Raw genomic sequence first — 23021 nt, forward strand, 5'->3', positions numbered from 1 at the left:
CGGAGCGGATGACGAGACTCGAACTCGCGACCCTCACCTTGGCAAGGTGATGCGCTACCAACTGCGCTACATCCGCACGCCCATCCGGTAGGCGGCGCCTGCCGTTGTGCGAGGACAAACTCTATCTGGTTCCGGTCGCCTAAGACAAATCCCCAGCGTCGCGCGGTTTTGACGGCCCCCGCGGGCGCGCTCCGGCGCACCGGTGCCCGCCTCCGCTCGCTTTGCCGCTCCCCGTCGCCCGCCCGGACGCGTCCCCCGCCGCGTCCGGCGCGCCCCCCCCGTGCAGGGTTATCCGGCGTGTGCGTGTGTGCCACGTGTGCTTGACGACGCCGCGTCGCACGCCCGTGCGCGTACGCTGCCGTGGTGGGTGGTCAGCGCACTCCGGTCCACCTGCGGATTAGGTCGGCGAGGAGGTGGCGTGTTAACTTGTACAGCGCACCGCACGGGCCGTGTCGCCCGCTGTGAGTCGTTCGGTCCCATGGCTCAGTGGAAGAGCGTTCCGTTCACACCGGAAAGGTCGCTGGTTCGATCCCAGCTGGGACCACCGTCAGATCCCGCCCCCGATCAGGGGTGCGGGATCTTTTGCATCTCCGGGGTAGAATCGACCGTCGAACCCGATACGGCGGACCCCCTCTTTCACCCCGACGGGGAACTGGGACACCGGGCGCGCCGACAACTAAGCCGGAGTGCCCGGGCCCGGACGGACCGGGCCGCAGTCGAAGGAAAGGCCCCGAGAACCTTGAGAGACACCGCGCACCGTGCACGAGCCGGCCTCGTCGCCGCCGCAGCCGCCCTGACCGGCGTCTTCGGCGCCGCGGCGGCGGCGCCCACGGCGACCGCCCACGACAGCGTCATCGACGCAGACCCGGGTGTGAACGCGAGCGTCGACAATTTCCCGGAGCGCATCACGCTGGAGTTCTCCGGCGAGCCGCGCCCGAACTTCAACACCGTGGCCGTCTCGGACGCCGAGAGCGGCGAGGTCCTGTTCAGCGGCAAGCCCGAGCTCGACCGGCGATTCGTCGCCATCGACGTGCCCGAGGGCATCGACCCGGGGCCGGGCACCTACACGGTCGGCTTCCAGATCACGTCCTCGGACGGGCACTCCACCCGCGGCAAGACGCAGTTCACGGTCCTCGGCGATTCCGCCGGGGCCGAGGGCTCGACCGGGGAGACCGCGGACGCCCCCGACGGGGCCGCGGCCGAGGAGGGACCCTCCTCCTGGCTGTGGATCGCCCTCGGCGGGGTCGCGCTGCTGGCCGTCCTCGGTGCCGTGATCGTCTGGTTCACTCGTTCCACGACGTCCTCTAACAAGGAGAAGTAATTCGATGAAGCACCTGTCCAAGCGCTCGCCGATGATGCTGGCCGCGCTCACCGCGACCGCCGCCCTCGCCCTGGCCGGCTGCTCGCCCGCCAACGAGCAGGACTCCGAGGCCACCACCGCGGAGAGCAGCCAGTCGACCTCGGCCGCCGAGAGCACCACCGAGGCTGCGGACTCCGAGCTGACCTTCGAGGAAGCCGTCGTGCGTGCCAAGGGCGAGGACAACCACATGACCGGCATCTTCGGCACCCTGGTCAACCACACCGACCGCGACCTGTCGATCACCGGCTTCACCACCTCGCTGGGCGCGCCGAAGAACCAGATGCACGAGACCGTCGACGGTGTCATGCAGGAGATGACCACCCCGATGACGATCCCCGCCAACGGCGAGCGCGTGCTCGAGCCGGGCGGCGACCACCTGATGGTCATGGACTACGAAACCCCGGTCGCCGCCGGCGACACCGTCGACATCACCTTCGAGCTGGCCGACGGCGCGACCGTCGAGGCCAAGGACGTGCCCGTGCGCACCCTGCTGCCGGGCGACGAGGACTACGGCGACCTCGCCGGCCAGGAGCACGGCGGCCTCGAGGGCATGGAGGGCATGGAGGACATGGACCACTCCGGCCACGAGGGCATGGAAGGCATGGACCACGGCGACTCGGGCAACATGGAGGGCATGGACCACTCCGGCCACGAGGGCCACGAGGGTCACTAGGCCCACCCGGGGCACCGACGGCCCGTACGGGCCACACTGAGGGAGCTCGAACAGAAGGCAATGACTGACACCAACGACCGCAACCAGCACATCCACCGCCTCTCGCGCCGCGGGTTCCTCGGAGCCGGGGTCGGCGCCGTCGGCGCCGCCGCCGTGGCCTGCGCCAGTCCCGGCGGCGAGACCGCCAAGGGCGGCACGGGGGATGAGGCGACGGACGTGCCCGGGGCGGACGCCGCCCCGCTGGCCGGTCGGACGGTGGCCTTCGACGGGCCCCACCAGGCCGGCGTGCAGACCGCCTCGCAGGCCAACCTCGCGCTGATCTCCTTCGACCTCAACGAGGGCGTGGACCGCGCGGGGGTGCGTCGGCTGATGAACCTGTGGACCGAGGACGCCCGCGCGCTGTGCACCGGGCAGAACCCGGTCGGCGGGCTCGAGCCGGAGATGGTGCAGATCCCGGCGAACCTGACCATCACGGTCGGCTTCGGCGAGCCGCTCTTCGACAAGATCGGCCTGACCGACAAGCGCCCGGAGTTCCTGCACGACATCCCCGCCTTCGAACACGACGACCTGGACCCGCGCTGGGGCCAGACCGACCTGGTGCTGCAGATCTGCGGCGACGACGCCATCTCGGTGGCCTACGCGATGCGCCACATGATCCGCTCCGGGGTGGACTACGCCCACACCCGCTGGTTCCAGCGCGGGCTCAGCCACGCCGACGGCTCGATGGCCGACGGCACCACCCCGCGCAACCTCTTCGGCCAGAAGGACGGCACCGTCAACCCGCACGGCGACGAGGAGTACGACCAGCAGGTCTGGATCGACGCCGCCGCCGATGGCGCGCCCGACTGGCTCGACGGCGGCAGCGTCATGGTCGCCCGCCGCATCGCCATGCACATGGACGAGTGGGAGAAGCTCGACCGCAACTCCCGCGAGGTCGTCATCGGCCGCGACCTGCCCGAGGGCGCGCCGCTGTCCGGCGGCGACGAGTTCACCGAGCCGGACCTGACCAAGACCGACGAGACGGGCCTTCCGGTCATCGACCCGAAGAGCCACATGGCGCTCTCGCGCGACGACGAGAAGTACCAGGGCGAGCAGCGCCTGCTGCGCCGGCCCTACACCTACGACCTCGAGCCGGAACCGGGCAGCGGCGACGCCTCGAACTCCGGGCTGGTCTTCCTGTGCTACCAGCGCAACCCGGACAAGCAGTTCAGCGCGATCCAGCGCCGTCTCGACGGCGGCGACCGCCTCAACGAGTGGATCACCCACATCGGATCCTCGGTCTACGCGCTGCCGCCGGGAGTCGGCGAGGGCGGGGACACCTACTGGGGCCAGCGCCTGCTCGAGGCTTAAGGCCGTGTCGGGGCTGACGCCCCGACACCGGGGGAAGCGGGGGAGGCCGGGCCCGCGCGCCCGCCTCTGGGCGGGGCAGGGGCCGCCGGGTAGGATGCTTGACTGTCCGCGACCCCGTGCGCCTCTACGGTGTGCGGGGTGAACGCGGGGGAAGAACCCACCAGCGGCCGCGTCCCGGTATGGCGCCACCGCGTGAGCGCAAGAAGGAGCGCCTACCTCCCATGGCATTAACCAGTGAGTCCCGTACCTACCGGCCGTTCACCGTACCTGCGGGCACACCGGTGGGCGCTGCCCTGCGCGAGCTCGACCTGCCGAACAAGGGCCCCGAGGCCATCGTCGTGGTCAAGGACGCCGAGGGCCGGCTCAAGGACCTCTCGCACGTCCCGGAGGCCGACGCCGAGTTCACCCCGGTGCCCGCCGACTCCGCCGACGGCCGCGCCGTGATCCGCCACTCCTGCGCGCACGTGCTCGCCCAGGCCGTCCAGGCCGAGTTCCCGGGCACCAAGCTGGGCATCGGCCCGGCCGTGGAGAACGGCTTCTACTACGACTTCGACGCCGCCGAGCCCTTCACCCCGGAGGACCTGAAGAAGCTCGAGAAGCGGATGAAGAAGATCATCAAGACCGGGCAGCGCTTCGAGCGCCGCGTGTGGGCCTCCCAGGACGAGGCCCGCCAGGCCCTGGCCGACGAGCCGTTCAAGCTCGAGCTCATCGACGACAAGGGCAACGTCGACCCCGACTCCGACGAGGCCACCGAGGTCGGCGCCGGCGAGCTGACCGCCTACGACAACGTCAACCCGCGCACCGCCGACGTCGAGTGGTTCGACCTGTGCCGCGGCCCCCACGTGCCCACCACCCGCTACATCCCCGCGTTCTCCCTGACGCGCACCTCCGCGGCCTACTGGCGCGGCGACCAGAACAACGCCGGCCTGCAGCGCATCTACGGCACCGCCTGGGAGTCCAAGGAGAAGCTGGCCGAGTACGAGCAGATGCTCGCCGAGGCCGAGAAGCGCGACCACCGCCGCCTGGGCCAGGAGCTGGACCTGTTCAGCTTCCCCGACGAGGTCGGCTCCGGCTTCCCGGTCTTCCACCCGGACGGCGGCATCGTCCGCCTCGAGATGGAGGAGCACTCGCGACGCCGCCACCTGGCCGCCGGCTACTCCTTCGTCAACACCCCGCACATCACCAAGGGCGACCTGTTCAAGAAGTCCGGCCACCTGGACTTCTACGCCGACGGCATGTTCCCGCCCATGCAGCTCGACGGCGAGTACGACGCGGAGGGCAACTGCACCAAGCAGCCGCAGGACTACTACGCCAAGCCGATGAACTGCCCGTTCCACAACCTGATCTTCGCCTCGCGCGGGCGCTCCTACCGCGAGCTGCCGCTGCGGCTGTTCGAGTTCGGCACGGTCTACCGCTACGAGAAGTCCGGCGTGGTCCACGGCCTGACCCGTGCCCGCGGCTTCACCCAGGACGACGCGCACATCTACTGCACCGAGGACCAGCTCGAGAATGAGCTGACCTCCGTGCTCGAGTTCATCATCTCCCTGCTGCGCGACTACGGCCTGGACGACTTCTACCTGGAGTTGTCCACCAAGGACCCGAACAAGTTCGTCGGCTCCGACGAGATCTGGGAGCGCTCGACGAGCATCCTCGAGCGCGTGGCCACCAAGTCCGGCCTCGACCTGGTCCCGGACCCGGAGGGCGCGGCCTTCTACGGGCCGAAGATCTCCGTGCAGGCCCGCGACGCCATCGGGCGCACCTGGCAGATGTCGACCGTGCAGCTCGACTTCAACCTGCCGGAGCGCTTCGAGCTCGAGTACACCGCCCCGGACGGCTCCAAGCAGCGCCCGATCATGATCCACCGCGCGCTCTTCGGCTCCATCGAGCGCTTCTTCGGCGTGCTCCTCGAGCACTACGCCGGCGCCTTCCCGGCCTGGCTGGCCCCGCACCAGGTGGTCGGCATCCCGGTCGCCGACGAGTTCGTCCCGGCCCTCGAGTACGTCGCCGCACAGCTGCGCGGGCGCGGCATCCGCGCCGAGGTCGACACCTCGGACGACCGCATGCAGAAGAAGATCCGCACCCACACCACCGGCAAGTCGCCGTTCATGCTGCTCGCCGGCGGCCGCGACGTCGAGGCGAACGCGGTCAGCTTCCGCTTCCTCGACGGCTCCCAGGTCAACGGCGTGCCGGTCGAGAAGGCCGTCGACGCCATCGAGGAGTGGGTGCGCTCGCGCCGCAACGACCAGCCGACCGCCGAGTCGCTCAAAAAGCTGCTCGGCACGGAGGCCGCCGATGGCGAGTGAGGCAGACGAGACGTCTCGCAGCGCCCACGGCGCGGGTGCCGGCGACGTCGCGGGCGCGGCGTCGTCAAGCACCTACGTCGACCGCGGCGTGGGCGAGCCGGACGGGCTGGTGCGCCTGTGGGCGCCCTACCGGATGAACTACATCACCACCCGCCCGGACGGTTCCTCGACTGACGACGCCGCGCGCGCCGAGGCCGCGGCGGAAGCTGACGCGAAGGAAGCTGACGCTTCCGCCGCCGGGAAGCGGGAGCGCGACAACGACCCGTTCGTGGACGCGCCGCGCCACTCCGACGAGGAGTCGCTGATCGTGGCGCGCGGCGAGACGGTCTACTGCATCCTGAACCTGTACCCGTACAACGCCGGGCACATGATGGTCATCCCGTACCGCAAGGTCGCCGACCTCGAGGACCTGACCGAGGCCGAGTCGCACGAGATGATGTCCTTCGCGCAGGAGGCCGTGCGCACCGTCAAGCGGGTCTCGAACCCGGACGGCGTCAACGTCGGCTTCAACCTGGGCAAGGGCTCCGGCGGTTCCGTCGGCAGCCACCTGCACATGCACATCGTGCCCCGCTGGTCGGGCGACGCGAACTTCATGACCGTCCTCGGCGGCACGAAGGTGCTCCCGCAGCTGCTCTCGCAGACCCGGCAGCTGCTCGCCGACGCCTGGGGGCGCACATGCTGAGCGTGCGCGGCAGGCGTCCGGCCGCCGTCGTCGTCGAGCCGGTAGCCCGTGCCGTGATGCGCACCGGTGTGAGCCCCAACACGGTCACGCTGACCGGCACGGCGCTGACCTGCGCGGCGATCCTCGTGCTCATCCCGACCGGGCACCTGTTCGCCGCGGCCGTGCTGTGCACGGTCTTCGCCAGCTTCGACCTGATCGACGGCACCATGGCCCGGCTGTCCGGGGGAGGCACCGCCTACGGGGCCACCCTGGACGCCAGCTGCGACCGCATCACCGACGGCGCGCTGTTCGCCGCGGTGGTCTGGTGGCTCGTCTACGTCGACGACGCCGCGCGGTCCACGGTCGCCGCCGGCCTGGTGGTGCTGGTGACCTCGCAGGTCATCTCGTATGTCAAGGCCCGGGGCGAGGCCGGCGGGCTGAAGATCAACGGCGGGCTCGTCGAGCGCGCCGAGCGCCTGATCGTCGGCCTGCTCGGCCTGGGCCTGGAAGGCCTGGGCGTGCCGCACGCCGTCGAGGTGGCCGTCTGGCTGCTCGCCCTCGGCTCGGCGTTCACCGTCTGCCAGCGCCTGTGGCGCGCCTCGCGCGACCCGGAGGCCGGCCGGCGCATCGCCCCGCCGGCCGGAGCGGCCGAGGTGCCCGACGATGCGGCGGAGACCGGTCGGGAGGGTGAGTAGCGTGCGCCTGCCCCGCCGCGACGACCTGGCCGCCCTCGGCTACCTCGCCGGGTGGCGGCTGGTTCGCCTCGTGCCCGAGAGGTGGGTCAACGCCGCCTTCCGCTTCGGCGCCGACAGGGCGAGTGACGACGGCCGCGGCATGGAGCAGCTGCGCCGCAACCTCGCCCGCGTGGTCGGCCCCGAGAACGTCACCCGCCGGCTGGTGCGCGACTCCGTGCGCTCTTACGCGCGCTACTGGGCCGAGGCCTTCCGCCTGCCCTCGATCGCCGGCGACCCCGACCTGATCGACCGGCTCGCCACCGGGGTCGAGGGTGAGGAGCGCTTCGCCGAGTCCTTCCGCCGCGGCAAGGGCGTGGTCCTCGTGCTGCCGCACACCGGCAACTGGGACATGGCCGGCGCCTTCCTGGTCGGCCGCTACACCGGCTTCACCACCGTCGCCGAGCGGGTGCGCCCCGAGGCGCTCTTCGACGCCTTCGTCGACTACCGCAACAGCCTCGGCTTCGAGGTGCTCGCCCACGCCGGCGGGCGTCCGCCGATGGAGCGCCTGCGCGAGGTGGTCAAGGCGGGCGGCGTGGTCTGCCTGGTCGGCGAGCGCGACCTGAAGGGCCACGGCGTGCCCGTGCGGTTCTTCGGCGAGGAGACCACCATGCCCACCGGCTCGGTGGATCTGGCCCGCGAGACCGGCGCGGCCCTGCACGTGGTGCACTGCTGGTTCACCGAGGAATGCTGGGGCTTCTCCGTCGGTGAGCAGGTGGCCGTGGACACCCGCGAGGAGATGCAGCAGGAGGTCGCCGACCAGTTCGCCGCGAACATCGCGGCGCACCCGGCCGACTGGCACATGCTGCAGCCGCTGTGGCCGGCCGACCGCGAGCGGCGCCGCGCCGAGCGGGCGCGGCAGGCCGCCGACGCCGAGGCGCTGCACCGCTCCGACCGCGGCGCGCGTGCTGCCCGTGGGGCCGGGCAGCCCGAGACCCCGGAAGGCGGGGCCTGAGATGCGCGTCGGCCTGGTCTGCCCCTACTCCTTCGACGAGCCCGGCGGCGTGCAGGCGCACGTCCTCGAGCTCGGCGCCCAGCTGCGCGCCCGCGGCCACCACGTCGAGGCCATCGGCCCGGCCTCCGAGACCGCCGAGATCCCTGAGTGGGTCCACCGCGGCGGCCCGGCGATCCCGATCCCGTACAACGGCTCGGTCGCCCGGCTCTCGATCGGCCCGCAGGTGCGCCGGCGTGTCGACCGCTTCCTGCGCGAGGGCGACTTCGACGTGCTGCACATCCACGAGCCGAACTCGCCGAGCTACTCGATGGTCGCGCTCGCCCGCGCCCACGGACCGATCGTGGCGACCTACCACGCCTCGGCCTCGGGCTCGAAGGTGCTCAAGGCCGCGCTGCCGGTGCTGCGCCCGCTGCTGGAGAAGATCCGCGGCGGCATCGCGGTCTCCGAGATGGCCAGGCGCTGGCAGGTCGAGCAGCTCGGCGGCGACCCGGTGCTCATTCCCAACGGGGTGGACACCGGCGTCTTCGCCCGCGCGCGGCGCGCGGCGGAGGAGGCGGCCGGCGCTGATGGCCCGGACGCCGTGGCGCCCGGCGCCGCCGGAAACGCGGACGCCGAGCCCGCCCGCCCCGTGGAACTGGTCTTCCTCGGCCGCCTCGATGAGTCCCGCAAGGGCCTCGACGTGCTGCTCGCCGCCCTGGAGACCATGCGTTCGCGCACCCCGGTGCACGTGACCGTCATCGGCTCCGGGCGGGCCCGGCCCGCCCGCGGCGTGCGCTACGTCGGCCGCGTCAGCGACGCCGAGAAGGCCCGCCTGCTCGCCGCAGCCGACATCTACGTCGCCCCCAACCTGGGCGGGGAGAGCTTCGGCATCGTGCTCGTCGAGGCGATGGCCGCCGGCTGTGCCGTGGTGGCCAGCGACCTCGAGGCCTTCAACGCCGTTTGCGCCGGCGACACCGCCCGGCCCGCAGGGGCGCTTTTCGCCACCGGCGACTCCGCGGCGCTGGCCGTCACGCTGGACCGGCTCGTCGACGACCCGGCCGCGCGCAGGGACCTCGCGGCCGCCGGGCGGGCGCGCGCCGTGCGCTACGACTGGCAGACCGTGACCCGCCAGGTGCTCGCCGTCTACGAGACGGTCACCGACGGCACGAAGGTGACGGTGGGCTGATGGACTGGTGGATCGTCCCGGCCGTCCTGGTCACGCTCGTGATCTTCTGGGCGGTGCAGACCGCCCAGCGCCTCGACCGGCTGCACATCCGCACCGACTCCGCCCTGCAGGGTCTGGCCGGCGCGCTGGACAACCGTGTCAACCTCGTCGAGGCCGTGCTCGCCGACGCCGCGGGTGTGCGCCCGGGTGGGGCAGACGCGGGCGTCGTCAATAAGGCGGTCCACGCCGCACGGCGGGCGGGGGCCGTCACGCTGCGCTACGGCACGCTGCCGGCGCGCGCCGAGCGCGAGCGCGAGCTGACGGCCGCCCTGGCCGCCGCGCAGTCCGCCGGTGTGGTCTTCCCGGCCGTGCTCTCCGAGGCCAACGCGCGCGTCGAGATGGCCATGCGCTTCTACAACGACGCCGTGCGCGTCACGCGCGCGCTGCGGCTGCGCCCGGCGGTACGCCTGCTGCGCCTGGGCGGCACGGCGAAGTTGCCCAGATATTTCGAGGAATCGCGATGGGACGCCGTCGAGGGTGACACAATGAGCCCAGCAGACGGAGCGGACCGCGAGGCCGGCCCGCAGCCGAGACCGGACGCAGAGTAAAGGAGCGGCAGCCACCGTGGCGCGTATCGAAGAGATCCTGGCGCTGGAGCGCATCGACGACCTGATCTTCCGGGGGCCGGCCGTGGAGAGCACGCTGACGCGCACCTTCGGCGGGCAGGTCGCCGGCCAGGCGCTGGTCGCCGCGGTCAACACCGTCGACGACGAGCGCCCGGTGCACTCCCTGCACGGTTACTTCCTGCGCCCGGGCGACTCGAGCGAGCCGACCGTCTTCCTCGTCGACCGGCTGCGCGACGGCCGCAGCTTCTCCGTGCGCCAGGTCCGCGGCGTGCAGCGCGGCGAGACGATCTTCAGCATGCAGGCCAGCTTCCACGTCGCCGGCGACTCCGGCCCGGACCACTCGGACGAGATGCGCGCGGTGCCGGACCCCGAGGAGCTGGGGGAGGAGGGCCAGCTGCGCCCGCCAGGCTCGCGTGCGCTGCTCGACGAGTGGGGCGACTGGGACATCCGCGTGGTGCCCCCGGAGCGCTACGAGCCGAACAAGTACGCCGCCAGCCAGCAGGTCGTCTGGTTCCGCTCGCAGCGCAGGCTGCCCGACGACCCGAAGTTCCACCAGTGCACCCTGGCGTACATGTCGGACATGACGCTGCTGCACTCTTCGCTGGTGCCGCACCCGGACACGAAGGTGCAGATGGCCAGCCTGGACCACGCAATCTGGTTCCTGCGCCCCTTCCGCGCCGATGACTGGCTGCTCTACGACCAGACCTCGCCCTCGGCGCACGGCGGGCGGGCGATGACGCAGGGGCGCATCTTCAACCGCGCCGGCGACCTGGTCGCCCAGGTCACCCAGGAGGGCCTGGTGCGCACGCTCGACGAGGCGCGCTAGGACGCGGCGGAGGCACGCTAGGCCGCGGCGACGCGGCGCCGGCCCGCCCCGCGCGGCGCCGGGGAGCCGCGGCGTCCTGCACGGACACGCACGGGTGTGTTCGGAGCCGCGGGGTGTGCTGCGTATACTGGCAGACCGCGAGCCGCACGGTGCCGGGGGCGTGGACGCTCGCCACCGTGAGCCAACGACGAAAGGACATCAATGTCAGGTCACTCCAAGTGGGCCACCACCAAGCACAAGAAGGCGGCCAACGACGCCAAGCGCGGCAAGGAGTTCGCCAAGCTGATCAAGAACATCGAGGTCGCGGCGCGCACGGGCGGCGGGGACCCCTCGGCCAACCCGACCCTCGACGACATGATCAAGAAGGCCAAGAAGGCCTCCGTGCCCAACGACAACATCGAGCGCGCCCGCAAGCGCGGCTCGGGTGAAGAGGCCGGCGGCGCCGACTGGCAGACCATCATGTACGAGGGCTACGGCCCCAACGGTGTGGCCATGCTCATCGAGTGCCTGACGGACAACCGCAACCGCGCGGCCACCGAGGTGCGCACCGCCATGACCAAGAACGGCGGCAACATGGCGGACTCGGGCGCGGTCAGCTACATGTTCAACCGCAAGGGTGTCGCCACGGTCAAGTCCGAGGGCCTGACCGAGGATGACGTTCTGATGGCCGTGCTCGAGGCCGGCGCCGAGGAGGTCAACGAGCTCGACGGTCTCTTCGAGGTCGTCACCGCCCCGGAGGACCTCAGCGCCGTCAAGGCCGCCCTGGGCGAGGCCGGCATCGAGGTCGAGGACTCCGACCAGGACTTCCGCGCCGACGTCAACGCCCCGCTCGAGGCGAACGACGCCCGCAAGGTGCTCAAGCTCATCGACGCCCTCGAGGAGTCGGACGACGTCCAGAACGTCTACACCAACATGGACCTCTCCGACGAGGTTGCCGCGGAGCTCGCCGAGGAGGACTGAGCCCCGCCCGTGCGGGCCGTTGCTTGACGACGTCCGCGCGTACCCGACGTCGCGGTCGCGGCACCCGGTGCGGTGCCGCGGCCGCGACGTCGTCTGTCGGGTAGCGTGTCTCTTCGGTACTGTGTGCTAATGACGGATCCCGCGACAGGCCCCGAACCCGGGGCGGCGGGGCAGCGGGAAGGTTGGTGTCGCGGAAGGTGAACGTCGAGGGACTCCGGGTGATGGGCATCGACCCGGGCCTGACGCGCTGCGGGTTGTCCGTGGTGCAGGCGGGCCGCGGGCGGCAGGTCTACCCCGTCGCCGTCGGCGTGGCGCGCACCCCGGTCGGCGCCGAGCTGTCCGCGCGTCTGCTCGAACTCTCGCACGGCGTGTGCGAGTGGATGGACCGCTACCAGCCGGACGTCGTCGCAATCGAGCGGGTCTTCGAACGCGGCAACGTCTCGACCGTCATGCACACCGCCCACGCCGTCGGCGTGCTGGTGCTCGCCGCCGCCGAGCGCGGCATCCCGGTGCACATGTACACCCCCAGTGAGGCCAAGAAGGCCATCTCGGGCAATGGGCGGGCGGACAAGAAGCAGATGACCGCGATGATAACCCGCATCCTGGGGCTGAGCGAGCCACCGAAGCCGGCCGACGCCGCCGACGCCCTCGCGCTGGCCGTCACGCACTGCTGGCGCGCGCCCTTCCTCGCCCGGGAGAAGGTGAACGAGGAGCGGGCCCGGAAACAGAAGGCCCGGCTGGCCGCAGAACGTAAACGTCAGGAGGAGATGGCGCGATGATCGCCTCGCTCAACGGAACCGTCGTCGGAATCGAGCTGACCGGCGCGGTCATCGAGTGCGCGGGGGTGGGCTACTTCTTCACGGCCACCCCGCAGACGCTCGCCGGCCTGCGCCGCGGCGAGAACGCGCGCGTTTTGACCACCATGGTCGTGCGCGACGACGCGGTGCAGCTCTACGGCTTCACCGACGACTCCCAGCGCAGCATGTTCGCCCTGCTGCAGATGGTCTCCGGTCTGGGGCCCCGGCTCGCGCTGGCCACCCTGTCGGTCTTCGAGCCGGCCGAGGTCGCCGCGGCCGTCGGCGCCGGCGACGCCAAGACCCTGCAGCGCGTGCCCGGGGTGGGCAAGCGCATGGCCGAGCGCATGATCGTCGAGCTCAAGGAGAAGGTCGCCGGCTACGGCGAGGCCGCCCCCGAGGGCGAGCCCGCGGCCCCGCGCGCCGAGTCCGCCACGGCCGCCCAGGTCACCGCCGCGCTGACCGGTCTGGGCTTCACCGACAAGCAGGCCGAGGGAGCCGTCGACGCGGTGCTCGCCGAGGACGCGGACCTGGACACCTCCGCCGCGCTGCGGGCGGCGCTGAGCCGCCTGGGGAAGAAGAACTGAGATGACCCGCCACGGAATTGAGCGCACCGAGTTCCGGCTGCCCGAGGGCGCCGGGGGACCGGGAGGCCCCGGGGGCCCCGGTGGTCCGGGTGCCGGCGCGGGCGGCTTCGGCGGCCCAGCCGGTGGCACCGACGACGCCGAGCGCCCCGTCACCCCACACAAGCAGGCGGGGGAGGGCGACGTCGAGCGCAACCTGCGCCCGCGCTCGCTCAACGAGTTCATCGGGCAGCAGAAGGTGCGCGAGCAGCTCTCGCTGGTGCTCACCGGCGCGAAGAACCGCGGGGTGACCCCGGACCACATCCTGCTCTCGGGCCCGCCCGGCCTGGGCAAGACGACCATGGCGATGATCATCGCCCAGGAGATGGGCACCAGCCTGCGCATGACCTCGGGCCCGGCGCTCGAGCGCGCCGGCGACCTGGCCGCGATGCTGTCGAACCTGATGGAGGGCGACGTGCTCTTCATCGACGAGATCCACCGCATGGCCCGCCCGGCCGAAGAGATGCTCTACATGGCCATGGAGGACTTCCGCATCGACGTCATCGTGGGCAAGGGCCCCGGTGCGACCTCCATCCCGCTGGACCTGCCGCCGTTCACCCTGGTGGCCGCCACCACCCGGGCCGGCATGCTGACCGGCCCGCTGCGCGACCGCTTCGGCTTCACCGCGCAGATGGAGTTCTACGACACCCCGGAGCTCACCCGCGTGGTCACCCGTGCCGCCCGCATCCTCGACGTCGGCATCGACGACGACGCCGCGGCCGAGATCGCCTCGCGCTCGCGTGGCACACCCCGTATCGCCAACCGGCTGCTGCGCCGTGTGCGCGACTACGCCGAGGTGCACGCCGACGGCCGGATCGACCTGGCCTCGGCGCGCGGGGCGCTGGCGGTCTTCGACGTCGACGAGGTCGGCCTCGACCGCCTGGACCGCGCGGTGCTCGACTGCCTGATCAAGGGCCACGGCGGCGGGCCGGTCGGTGTGGGCACGCTGGCGGTGGCCGTGGGCGAGGAGCCCTCGACCATCGAGGAGGTCTGCGAGCCCTACCTGGTGCGCGCCGGCCTCATCGCGCGCACCGGCCGGGGACGCGTGGCCACCGCGGCGGCGTGGCGCCACCTGGACCTCGAGCCGCCGGAGGGCGCGCCCGGTCTCTACTGAGGCCGGGAGGCCGCGCGGCCCCCTGCGCCGGGTCCGCCGGCGCCGGGCCCGCCGGCGCCCGCGCGTCGGCGGGGGAGTGCGCCCAGGAGCACCCGGGGCGGTGCCGGACCTGGGCGTTTAGTTGGCGTGTCCACGGAGACGTCTGGCACAGTGTGAGGCATGGATATGATTCTTCTTCTCGTTCTACTGCTCATTCTGATCGCGCCCTCCTTCTTCATGATGCGCAAGCAGCGCCGTCGTCAGAATGAGATGACCCAGATGCAGGCCAACCTCCAGGTCGGCCAGCGCGTGGTCACCGCCTCGGGCATGCACGCCACCATCGTCGGCCTCGAGGGCGACCAGGTCGCCCTGGAGATCGCGCCCGACGTGATCACCACCTGGGAGCGGATCGCCGTCATCCGCACCGTCGACGAGGAGAACCCCGAGCTGGTCGGCGGCGAGGCCGTCGCCGCGCAGTACGGTCAAAACGACGCCGACTACGCCGAGACCGACTACCCGGACGCCGACTACGGCGACGCCGCCGGTCACCCCGAGAACGACGGCTCCTTCCGCGGCTACGGCGAGGCCGAGGGCCCGGAGACCGAGGGCCGCACCGGGCGCTGAGTCACGGCGCCGAACCCATCGTTTGACCGACCCTGAAACCAACCCGCCGCCGACCGCGGAACCCATAAGCCGAGGTCCCCGGTGGGGCGGACGTGAGCCGGGACACCATGATGTTTCGGCACCAACTCTTCGACACGCGCGGACCATGCCGTAACATAGGTGCGTCCATCACGGCCGGGAGAGCCTGCACAGGCCTTCCGGCGTGTCTGTTCAAGGAGATTTGTTCGTGACCACAACCGCGAGACCGCGCGGCGCCCAGACGTCGGGCAGGAGCTGGCCGCTCAAGGCGCTGGGGGTCTTTCTGCTCCTGGTACTGGTCGTCTACGCCCTGATCTTTTTCACCGGCGACCGGAAGGCCGAACCGAAGCTGGGCATCGACCTGGAGGGCGGCACCCGCATCACCCTGGTTCCCCAGGGTGAGGAGCCGACCCAGGAGCAGCTCAACCAGGCGCGCACCATTCTGCAGAACCGCGTCAACGGCATGGGCGTCTCCGGCGCCGACGTCGTCGCCGACGGCAACACGCTGGTGATCACCGTCCCCGGTGACGACGCCGGCCAGGCCCGCGCGGTCGGTCAGACCTCGCAGCTGGTCTTCCGCCCGGTGGCCCAGCCGCAGATGCCGGACATGGCCGCCCTGCCGCAGACCTTCACCGACATAGCCGAGCGCTGGGTCGAGGCCGACGTGATCAGCCCCGAGGACGCCAAGACCTCCGCCGATCAGCTCTCCGCCCAGCTCAAGCAGCTCGGCGGCGAGGAGATCAAGGCCCCGGAGATCAACGCCGAGCCCAAGCCGGAGCCGGCGAACTCGCTGGAGGCAACCGAGCGCCGCCAGCAGACCACCGAGATGCTGCGCAAGGACCGCCAGTCCGAGGACCCGACCACGCAGCTGGCCGCCATGGCCCTGATCAAGTGCGACGGCTCCGTCGACCCGCTGGCCGGCACCGACGACCCGGCCAAGCCGCTGGTCTCCTGCGACGCCTCCTCCGGCGCGCCGTACCTGCTGGCGCCCTCCCCGGAGCTCGTCGGCGACAACCCGGACGGCGAGCGCCTCACCGGCGCCCAGATCGACACCGACCGCCCGATCGAGGGCGGCCTGGACTCCCAGACCGGCCAGATGCAGGTCGGCTTCGCCTTCGGCGGCGCCGGCGCCGACACCTGGGCGCGCCTGACCCAGGAGTACCTGCAGAAGCAGGTCGCCATCACCCTGGACTCGCAGATCATCTCCGCCCCGCGCATCCAGTCGCCGACCCCGGCCGGCTCGGCCACCGCGATCACCGGTGACTTCAGCCAGAAGGAGGCGCAGGACCTGGCCAACAACCTGAAGTACGGTGCCCTGCCGCTGTCCTTCGCCGGCGAGGACGGCCAGCCCGGCGGCACCGCCGAGACCGTGCCCGCCTCCCTCGGCGAGGCCTCGCTGAAGGCCGGTCTGGTCGCGGGCCTGGTCGGCCTGGCCATGATCGCGGTCTTCGTCTTCGCCTACTACCGCCTCTACGGCCTGATCTCGCTGTTCACCCTGGTCTGCTCCGGCGCGCTGGTCTACGGCTCGCTGGTGCTGCTGGGCCGCTGGATCGGCTACTCGCTGGACCTGTCCGGCATCGCCGGCCTGGTCATCGGCATCGGCGCCACCGCGGACTCCTTCGTGGTCATCTACGAGCGCATCAAGGACGAGGTCAGGGACGGCCACACCTTCCGCTCGGCGACCCACCGCGGCTGGCACCGCGCCCGCCAGACGATCGTCACCGGCAACATGGTCACCCTGATCGCCTCCGTGGTCATCTACTTCCTGGCCGTCGGCGAGGTCAAGGGCTTCGCCTTCACCCTCGGCATGACGACGGTCTTCGACCTCGTCGTGACCTTCCTGGTGACCGCCCCGATCATGCTGCTGTGCTCGCGCAAGCCGTTCTGGGCCCGCCCGGCCGTCAACGGCATGGGCAAGGTCTTCCGCCTGGCCGCCGACCGCCGCAAGGCCGCCGCCACGGTCAACACCCCTGCGACCGGCACCGCAACGGCGACCACCGCCACCGCGACGGAAACCGCCGACGCCGGGGAGGCGGGACGTCGTCAAGCGGGCACCGCCACCGCGGTCTCGCAGCACACCGACGCCGACGGCGACGCGCCCGCGCAGGGCGCGGAGCCCGAGGACAAGGAGAACTGAGCAATGTCCGAGACCAAGACACTCGACGTTCCCGTCGAGCCCGACGCGAACATGAACCACTCCCTGTTCGACCGCATCTCCACCGGTGAGGGCGGCATCGACTTCATCGGCCGCACCAAGCTGTGGTACTGGCTGACCGCGCTGTTCATCGTCATCAGCGTCGCCGCCATCGGCATCCGCGGCTTCGACATGTCGATCGACTTCGAGGGCGGCACCAAGATCAACATGCCGGCCGCCGAGCTCAACGTCAACGAGGTCGAGCAGACCTTCGTCGACGCCACCGGGGTCACCCCCGAGCTGACCCAGGTCGTCGGCTCCGGCGACACCGCAACCCTGGAGATCAACACCGAGCGCCTCTCGCAGGACCAGATCGACGCCGCCCGCCAGGAGATCTTCGAGGCCTACCACCCGGAGGACGCCACCGGCACCCCGAGCCCCGACGCGATCGGCGACTCGACGGTCTCCGAGTCCTGGGGCTCGACGATCACTAAGCGCATGCTCATCTCGATGGGCGTGTTCCTGCTGCTGGCCTTCCTCTACATCGCGGTGCGCCTGCGCCGTGAGATGGCCGTCGCAGCCATGGCCGCCCTCCTCGTCGACGCCGTCGTCATCGCCGGCATCTACGCGCTGTTCGGCTTCGAGGTCTCGCCGGCCGTGATCATCGGCCTTTTGACCGTGCTGTCCTTCTCCGTCTACGACACCGTCATCGTCTTCGACAAGGTCCGCGAGAACACCGCGGGGCTTCTCGACTCGCGCAGACAGACCTACGCGGAGGCCGCCAACGCCGCCGTGAACCAGACGCTGATGCGCTCGATCTCGACCTCGGTGATCTCCGCGCTGCCGATCGTGGCGCTGATCATCGTCGCCGTGTGGATGCTCGGCGTCGGCGACCTGCAGGACCTCGCGCTCATCCAGCTCATCGGCGTGGTCGAGGGCGTGTTCTCCTCGATCTTCCTGGCCACCCCGATCCTGGTCAGCGTGACCGAGCGCTCCAAGGAGATCCGCGAGCACAACGCCGCCGTCGCCGCCTACCGTCGCGGCGAGGACCCCGACGCCGAGGTCGACGACGCCACGGCGACCGACGCGGAGCGCGAAAGCAACTCCGGCACCACCGGCAAGCGCACCGTGACCGCCCCCGCGCACCAGGCCGAGCACGACGCCGAGACGCCGGCGCCCGGCCACCCCGGCGCCACCTGGCGCCCGGGCCGGAACTGACGGGGGAGGGCGCGCATGACCGCCGCCGCACGACCGGGCCGGGGGCGCCTGCGCGCCGCCGCGGCCGCCGTCCTCGCGGCGGCGACCGCGCTCTCGCTGACTTCCTGCTCGGATGATCAGGCCGGCGAGGACCTCGGCGAGAACACCGGGCACCCCGCCTACGTCGTCTCCTCGCCGCTGGAGACCACCAACGCCGCCTCACTGACCGGCGCCTCGACGAACGCGGAGCTGATCTCCGGGCGCGTCTACCCGGCCGTCTACACCCCGGGGCCCAACGGCCAGATGATCCCGAACACGGACCTGGCCAGCACGCAGCTGCTGCCCGGCGCCAAGCGCAAGGTGCTCTACGACATCGCCCCGGACGCCTCCTTCTCCGACGGGCACACCGTCACCTGCGACGACTTCTACCTCGCCGTGGCCGCCGGCAAGCTCGACCGCCTCTTCGGCGCGCAGCTGCCGTGGACCGACCAGGTCGAGTCCGTGCAGTGCCGCCCCGGCGCCAAGCGCTTCCAGCTCAGCCTCGTCGAAGGCGCGGGCACCCGCTGGCGCCAACTGTTCGGCCCCGGCGAGATCCTGCCGGCCCACGCCATCGCGCAGCGCGCCGGCGTGGCCGAGCAGGACCTGGTGCCGCTTCTCGACGCCGCGCTGCCCGGCGCGGGCGGTTCCGGTACGCAAGGTGCCTCGGGCGCCGACGCCGCGCAGGCCGCCGCCGGCGCGACCGGCGCCGAGGGCGCCGAGGGCGCCGCCGCCACCGAGATTTCCGACGCCGCGGTGCCCGACGCCCTGCGCGAGGTCGCGCGGGTGTGGCGCGACGGCTTCCGGCTCTCCGAGTTCGACGAGGGCCTGCAGCTGGGCTACGGGCCCTACCGCGTCGACTCCGTCGGCGAGCACGGCGAGGTCCGCCTGGTGCGCAACGAGCACTACCACGGTGCCCCCGCCGAGGAGCCGACGTTGGTCGTCTGGCCGCCGTCGGTGGACACCCACGCCCTGGCCGCGCAGGCGGACGTCGTCGCCGCGGACATCACGCGCACCGACGGTTCCTTCATCGACCGCGACAACCCGGGCAACCGCTACGAGATCCACCCCGAGGTCGGCTACCTGACGGAGACGCTGCTGCTCGGCGAGGGCGGCGTCTTCGCCACGCCGGAGGACCGCGACGCCTTCAACGCGTGCGTGGACCAGAAGGACGTCGCCGCGGAGAGCTCGCGGGTCTCCGGCGTGGAGGTCCCGGCGGTGGCGATGCACGTGCTCAACCCGACCGACCCGGACGCGGCGCACGTCGCGGAGGTCTCCGACGTCCACCTGGGCACCGACCAGGCGTTGGCCGGCCGGCTCAAGGGCAAGACCGTCCGCATCGGCTACATGGGCCCGGACCCGCGCAAGGCCGCGATGGTCGAGTCCATCCGGCGCAGCTGCGAGCCTGCCGGGATCACCGTGGAGGACGTCTCGGAGACCACCGGGCAGCTCGGCGACCTGATCGGGGTGTCCCCGGCGGGCGAGGACCGCGTCGACGCGGTGCTCAAGGCCGTCGACCCGGTCGCCGAGTACTCCGCGCTCGCCCCGGGCCAGCGCGGCTGGCGGGCGCTGCAGGCCGCGGAGGCGGGGGAGTGGCGCCGCGTGCGCGCGATTCCGCTGGCCTCCCAGCCCCGCGTATTCGCGACCGACCGCGAGATGGGTAACGTGAACGTGTACACAGGTCTCGCCGGCATCGGCTGGAACATGGACCGGTGGCGCATCGGCTAGGCGCCGGTGCGCCGGGATCCGGCAAGGAGAGAACTATGGGAGAGATTCAAGTTGGCAGGTAAGACTCAGACCAGGTTTCCCGAGGCCGCGGCCGCGCTCAAGGAGCACGTCCGGCTCGTGCCGGACTTCCCGGAGGAGGGCGTGGTCTTCCAGGACCTGACCCCGGTGCTGGCGGACGCCGAGGCGTTCGGCACCGTGGTCGACGCGCTGGCCCAGGCGGCCGTCGAGGACGGCGCGGACCTGATCGGCGGACTTGACGCGCGCGGCTTCCTTTTGGGCGCGGCGGTGGCCTACAAGCTGGGCCTGGGCGTGCTGGCGATCCGCAAGCAGGGCAAGCTGCCCCCGCCGGTGCACACCGAGGAGTACGCCCTCGAGTACGGCACGGCGGCACTCGAGATCCCGGCCGGCGCGATGAACCTCGAGGGCCGCAAGGTCGTGCTCGTCGACGACGTGCTGGCCACCGGCGGCACCCTGGGCGCGGCGGCGAAGCTCCTGGCGAGCTCGGGTGCAGAGGTCGTCGGCAACGTCGTCGTCCTCGAGGTCGACGGCCTGGGCGGCCGCGAGAAGCTCGGGGACGTGCCCCTGAGCGTGATCTCGCAGGACACGGTCGAGGCCTGAGCGCCGGCTGACGCGGCCGGCCCGAAAGTCAGCGGCCGGCCGCACATCCGGCGATCAGGCCGGCAGTCGGGGCGCGGGCTTTCGACTGGCCCCGGGCCAGTGCCCGGGGCCCAAAGAGGCGTACCGGACGCGGGTCCGGGCCTCAAGAGGCGAAGGTAAGGTGTAGGGACATGACCCAGGAGAACGGCCGGGGCAGGAGCATCGGTGTGCGGGGCATGTCCGCGCGCCTGGCACGCAGCCTGACGGGCAACCGCCCGAAGATCAACCCGGTGCTCGCGCCGCTGCTGAGCATCCACCGGCAGTTCCACCCGAAGGCGGACGGGGCGGTGCTCGACCGTGCCTACGCCACCGCGGAGCGCCTCCACGACGGCGTCTACCGCAAGTCGGGCGACCCGTACATCACCCACCCGCTGGCGGTGGCCACCATCGCCGCGGAGATCGGCATGGACACCACCACGCTGGTCGCCGCCCTGCTGCACGACACGGTCGAGGACACCGACTACACCCTCGAGCAGCTCACCGAGGACTTCGGCGAGGAGGTCGCGCGCCTCGTCGACGGGGTGACCAAGCTGGACAAGGTCGCCCTGGGCGCGGCCGCGGAGGCCGAGACGATCCGCAAGATGATCGTCGCGATGGCCCACGACCCGCGCGTGCTGGTGATCAAGGTCGCCGACCGCCTGCACAACATGCGCACCATGCGCTTTCTTCCCCCGGAGAAGCAGGCGAAGAAGGCCCGCCAGACCCTCGAGGTCATCGCCCCGCTGGCGCACCGCCTGGGCATGGCCAACGTCAAGTGGGAGCTCGAGGACCTCTCCTTCGCCATCCTCTACCCGAAGAAGTACGACGAGATCGTCCGTCTCGTCGCCGACCGCGCCCCGCAGCGCGACCGCGCCCTCGAGGAGATCATGGCGCAGCTCAAGGTCGCGCTGAAGGAGAACAACATCGAGGCCGAGGTGATGGGCCGGCCGAAGCACTACTGGTCCATCTACCAGAAGATGATCGTGCGCGGCCACGAGTTCGACGAGATCTTCGACCTGGTCGGCATCCGCGTGCTCGTCGACAACGTCAACAACTGCTACGCGGCCATCGGCGTGGTCCACGCCCTCTACGCGGCGATGCCGGGGCGCTTCAAGGACTACATCTCGGCGCCGCGCTTCGGCGTCTACCAGTCGCTGCACACCACGGTGATGACGGACTCGGGCCGCCCGCTCGAGGTCCAGGTGCGCACCCACGAGATGCACTACAACGCGGAGTTCGGCATCGCGGCGCACTGGCGCTACAAGGAGACTAAGGGTTCGCACAAGGGCGACCAGGCCGAGATCGACCAGATGGCGTGGATGCGCCAGCTGCTCGACTGGCAGAAGGAGGCCGCCGACCCCAACGAGTTCCTCGACGCGCTGCGCTACGACCTGACGGCCAAGCAGATCTTCGTGTTCACCCCGAAGGGCGACGTGGTCAACCTGCCGGTGGACTCCACCCCGGTCGACTTCGCCTACTCGGTGCACACGGAGGTCGGCCACCGCTGCATCGGCGCGAAGATCAACGGCAAGCTCGTCGCCCTCGAGACGAAGCTGAAGTCGGGCGACCGGGTGGAGATCTTCACCTCCAAGGACCAGCACGCCGGGCCCTCGGCGGACTGGAAGGACTTCGTCGTCTCGCCGCGGGCGAAGGCGAAGATCCGCCAGTGGTTCTCCAAGGAGCGCCGCGAGGAGCACCTGGAGGCCGGCCGCGACGCGCTGGCCGCCGAGGTGCAGCGTGGCGGGCTGCCGCTGCACCGCCTGTTCACCGCGCAGTCGATGAAGACGGTGGCCACGGAGCTGCACTACCCGGACGTCGACGCGCTCTACACGGCGATCGGCTCGGGCTCGGTCTCCGCGCAACACGTCGCGCACCGCCTGATGGCCATCTTCGGCGACGAGGACTCCGCCGAGGACGAGCTGATGAGCCGCATGCCGCTGGCGGAGCTGGCGGACAAGGCCGAGCACCGCCCGCAGGCCGTCAGTGGGCCGGGCGTGCTCGTGGAGGGCAGCCCGGACGTGCTGGCGAAGCTGGCCAAGTGCTGCCAGCCGGTGCCGGGCGACGAGATCTTCGGCTTCGTCACCCGCGGCGGCGGGGTCTCGGTGCACCGCACGGACTGCACCAACGCGCCCAAGCTGCGCGAGGAGCCGGAGCGCCTCATCGACGTCTCCTGGGCCGGCTCGGACCAGGGCAACGCCTTCACCGCGACGCTGCAGGTCGAGGCGCTGGACCGCGGCGGGCTGCTCATGGAGATCACCCGGTGTGTCAGCGAGCAGAACCTGTCGGTGCTGGCGATGAACTCTAAGGCCGGCGACGACCACATCGCCACGATCCGCTTCACCTTCGCCGTCTCCGACACGAAGCAGCTCGGCGCGCTGATCACCGCGCTGCGCAACACCGAGGGCGTCTTCGACGTCTACCGCGTGACCGCCTGAGCGCCCGTGGGGCGCGTCGATTGACGACGTCCCGCCTGCCCCGCGTGGGCGCGCATCCGCGCGCGTGGCGCGGGGCTGTGCCTGTTTCAGGGGCGCCGTGTCCGTCGGGCGGGG

At 71.4% G+C, this 23021-nt stretch carries 20 protein-coding genes and 2 tRNA genes; 21 read left to right on the forward strand and 1 reads right to left on the reverse strand.

Annotated features, from left to right (window positions below; translation table 11 throughout):
• Positions 1-3: 3 nt before the first annotated feature.
• Positions 4-76: transfer RNA gene (locus QQA02_RS03260), tRNA-Gly, on the reverse strand.
• A gap of 396 nt (positions 77-472) precedes the next feature.
• Here QQA02_RS03260 and QQA02_RS03265 point away from each other — a divergent pair.
• From QQA02_RS03265 to QQA02_RS03365, 21 genes are all read left to right on the forward strand, one after another.
• Positions 473-544: transfer RNA gene (locus QQA02_RS03265), tRNA-Val, on the forward strand.
• A 195-nt stretch (positions 545-739) separates the two neighbouring features.
• Positions 740-1321 (forward strand): copper resistance CopC family protein, encoded by a 582-nt coding sequence (locus QQA02_RS03270; protein ID WP_284775037.1) that lies wholly within the window; start codon positions 740-742, stop codon positions 1319-1321.
• A 4-nt stretch (positions 1322-1325) separates the two neighbouring features.
• Positions 1326-2033, forward strand: a complete 708-nt coding sequence (locus QQA02_RS03275; protein WP_284775036.1) for a copper chaperone PCu(A)C — start codon at positions 1326-1328, stop codon at positions 2031-2033.
• A 60-nt stretch (positions 2034-2093) separates the two neighbouring features.
• The gene (locus QQA02_RS03280; protein ID WP_284775034.1) at positions 2094-3383 is read left to right on the forward strand and encodes a Dyp-type peroxidase; all 1290 of its coding nucleotides are present in this window, start codon (positions 2094-2096) and stop codon (positions 3381-3383) included.
• A gap of 221 nt (positions 3384-3604) precedes the next feature.
• Complete coding sequence (gene thrS, locus QQA02_RS03285) at positions 3605-5686, forward strand: threonine--tRNA ligase (RefSeq protein ID WP_284863279.1); 2082 nt, start codon at positions 3605-3607, stop codon at positions 5684-5686.
• A complete protein-coding gene (locus QQA02_RS03290) occupies positions 5676-6368 on the forward strand; it encodes an HIT family protein (protein ID WP_284775030.1) in 693 nt (230 codons plus the stop codon). The genes thrS and QQA02_RS03290 overlap by 11 nt, the downstream gene beginning before the upstream one ends.
• Positions 6362-7042 (forward strand): phosphatidylinositol phosphate synthase, encoded by a 681-nt coding sequence (gene pgsA / locus QQA02_RS03295; RefSeq protein ID WP_284775028.1) that lies wholly within the window; start codon positions 6362-6364, stop codon positions 7040-7042. Before QQA02_RS03290 ends, pgsA begins: the two co-directional genes overlap by 7 nt.
• A 1-nt stretch (position 7043) precedes the next feature.
• Positions 7044-8033, forward strand: coding sequence for a phosphatidylinositol mannoside acyltransferase (locus QQA02_RS03300; protein ID WP_423777778.1), 990 nt, complete (start codon positions 7044-7046; stop codon positions 8031-8033).
• A 1-nt stretch (position 8034) separates the two neighbouring features.
• Positions 8035-9198 (forward strand): glycosyltransferase family 4 protein, encoded by a 1164-nt coding sequence (locus QQA02_RS03305; RefSeq protein ID WP_284775024.1) that lies wholly within the window; start codon positions 8035-8037, stop codon positions 9196-9198.
• Positions 9198-9785, forward strand: a complete 588-nt coding sequence (locus tag QQA02_RS03310) for a hypothetical protein (RefSeq protein ID WP_284775022.1) — start codon at positions 9198-9200, stop codon at positions 9783-9785. The genes QQA02_RS03305 and QQA02_RS03310 overlap by 1 nt, the downstream gene beginning before the upstream one ends.
• Before the next feature lie 16 nt (positions 9786-9801).
• Positions 9802-10629, forward strand: a complete 828-nt coding sequence (locus tag QQA02_RS03315; RefSeq protein WP_284863281.1) for an acyl-CoA thioesterase — start codon at positions 9802-9804, stop codon at positions 10627-10629.
• Between the two features lie 201 nt (positions 10630-10830).
• Complete coding sequence (locus QQA02_RS03320; RefSeq protein WP_284863282.1) at positions 10831-11589, forward strand: YebC/PmpR family DNA-binding transcriptional regulator; 759 nt, start codon at positions 10831-10833, stop codon at positions 11587-11589.
• 197 nt (positions 11590-11786) lie between these two features.
• On the forward strand, positions 11787-12368 hold the full coding sequence (gene ruvC, locus QQA02_RS03325) for a crossover junction endodeoxyribonuclease RuvC (protein WP_284863283.1): 582 nt from the start codon (positions 11787-11789) through the stop codon (positions 12366-12368).
• Positions 12365-12970, forward strand: a complete 606-nt coding sequence (ruvA, locus tag QQA02_RS03330; RefSeq protein ID WP_284863285.1) for a Holliday junction branch migration protein RuvA — start codon at positions 12365-12367, stop codon at positions 12968-12970. The genes ruvC and ruvA overlap by 4 nt, the downstream gene beginning before the upstream one ends.
• A gap of 1 nt (position 12971) precedes the next feature.
• A complete protein-coding gene (gene ruvB, locus QQA02_RS03335; RefSeq protein ID WP_502870967.1) occupies positions 12972-14120 on the forward strand; it encodes a Holliday junction branch migration DNA helicase RuvB in 1149 nt (382 codons plus the stop codon).
• Positions 14121-14279: 159 nt separating this feature from the next.
• Positions 14280-14723, forward strand: a complete 444-nt coding sequence (gene yajC, locus QQA02_RS03340) for a preprotein translocase subunit YajC (protein WP_284863287.1) — start codon at positions 14280-14282, stop codon at positions 14721-14723.
• Positions 14724-14949: 226 nt separating this feature from the next.
• Entirely contained in the window at positions 14950-16878 is a 1929-nt protein-coding gene (gene secD, locus QQA02_RS03345; RefSeq protein ID WP_284775337.1) for a protein translocase subunit SecD, read from the forward strand.
• A gap of 3 nt (positions 16879-16881) precedes the next feature.
• Positions 16882-18093, forward strand: coding sequence for a protein translocase subunit SecF (secF, locus tag QQA02_RS03350; RefSeq protein ID WP_284863288.1), 1212 nt, complete (start codon positions 16882-16884; stop codon positions 18091-18093).
• A 15-nt stretch (positions 18094-18108) separates the two neighbouring features.
• A complete protein-coding gene (locus QQA02_RS03355) occupies positions 18109-19836 on the forward strand; it encodes a periplasmic substrate-binding domain-containing protein (protein WP_284863289.1) in 1728 nt (575 codons plus the stop codon).
• Positions 19837-19887: 51 nt separating this feature from the next.
• On the forward strand, positions 19888-20454 hold the full coding sequence (locus tag QQA02_RS03360) for an adenine phosphoribosyltransferase (protein ID WP_284863290.1): 567 nt from the start codon (positions 19888-19890) through the stop codon (positions 20452-20454).
• Between the two features lie 170 nt (positions 20455-20624).
• Positions 20625-22907, forward strand: coding sequence for a RelA/SpoT family protein (locus tag QQA02_RS03365; RefSeq protein ID WP_284863291.1), 2283 nt, complete (start codon positions 20625-20627; stop codon positions 22905-22907).
• Positions 22908-23021 lie beyond the last annotated feature (114 nt).

It is taken from the genome of Corynebacterium sp. MSK006 (assembly GCF_030232385.1).
In the GTDB taxonomy this organism is placed as follows: domain Bacteria; phylum Actinomycetota; class Actinomycetes; order Mycobacteriales; family Mycobacteriaceae; genus Corynebacterium; species Corynebacterium frankenforstense_A.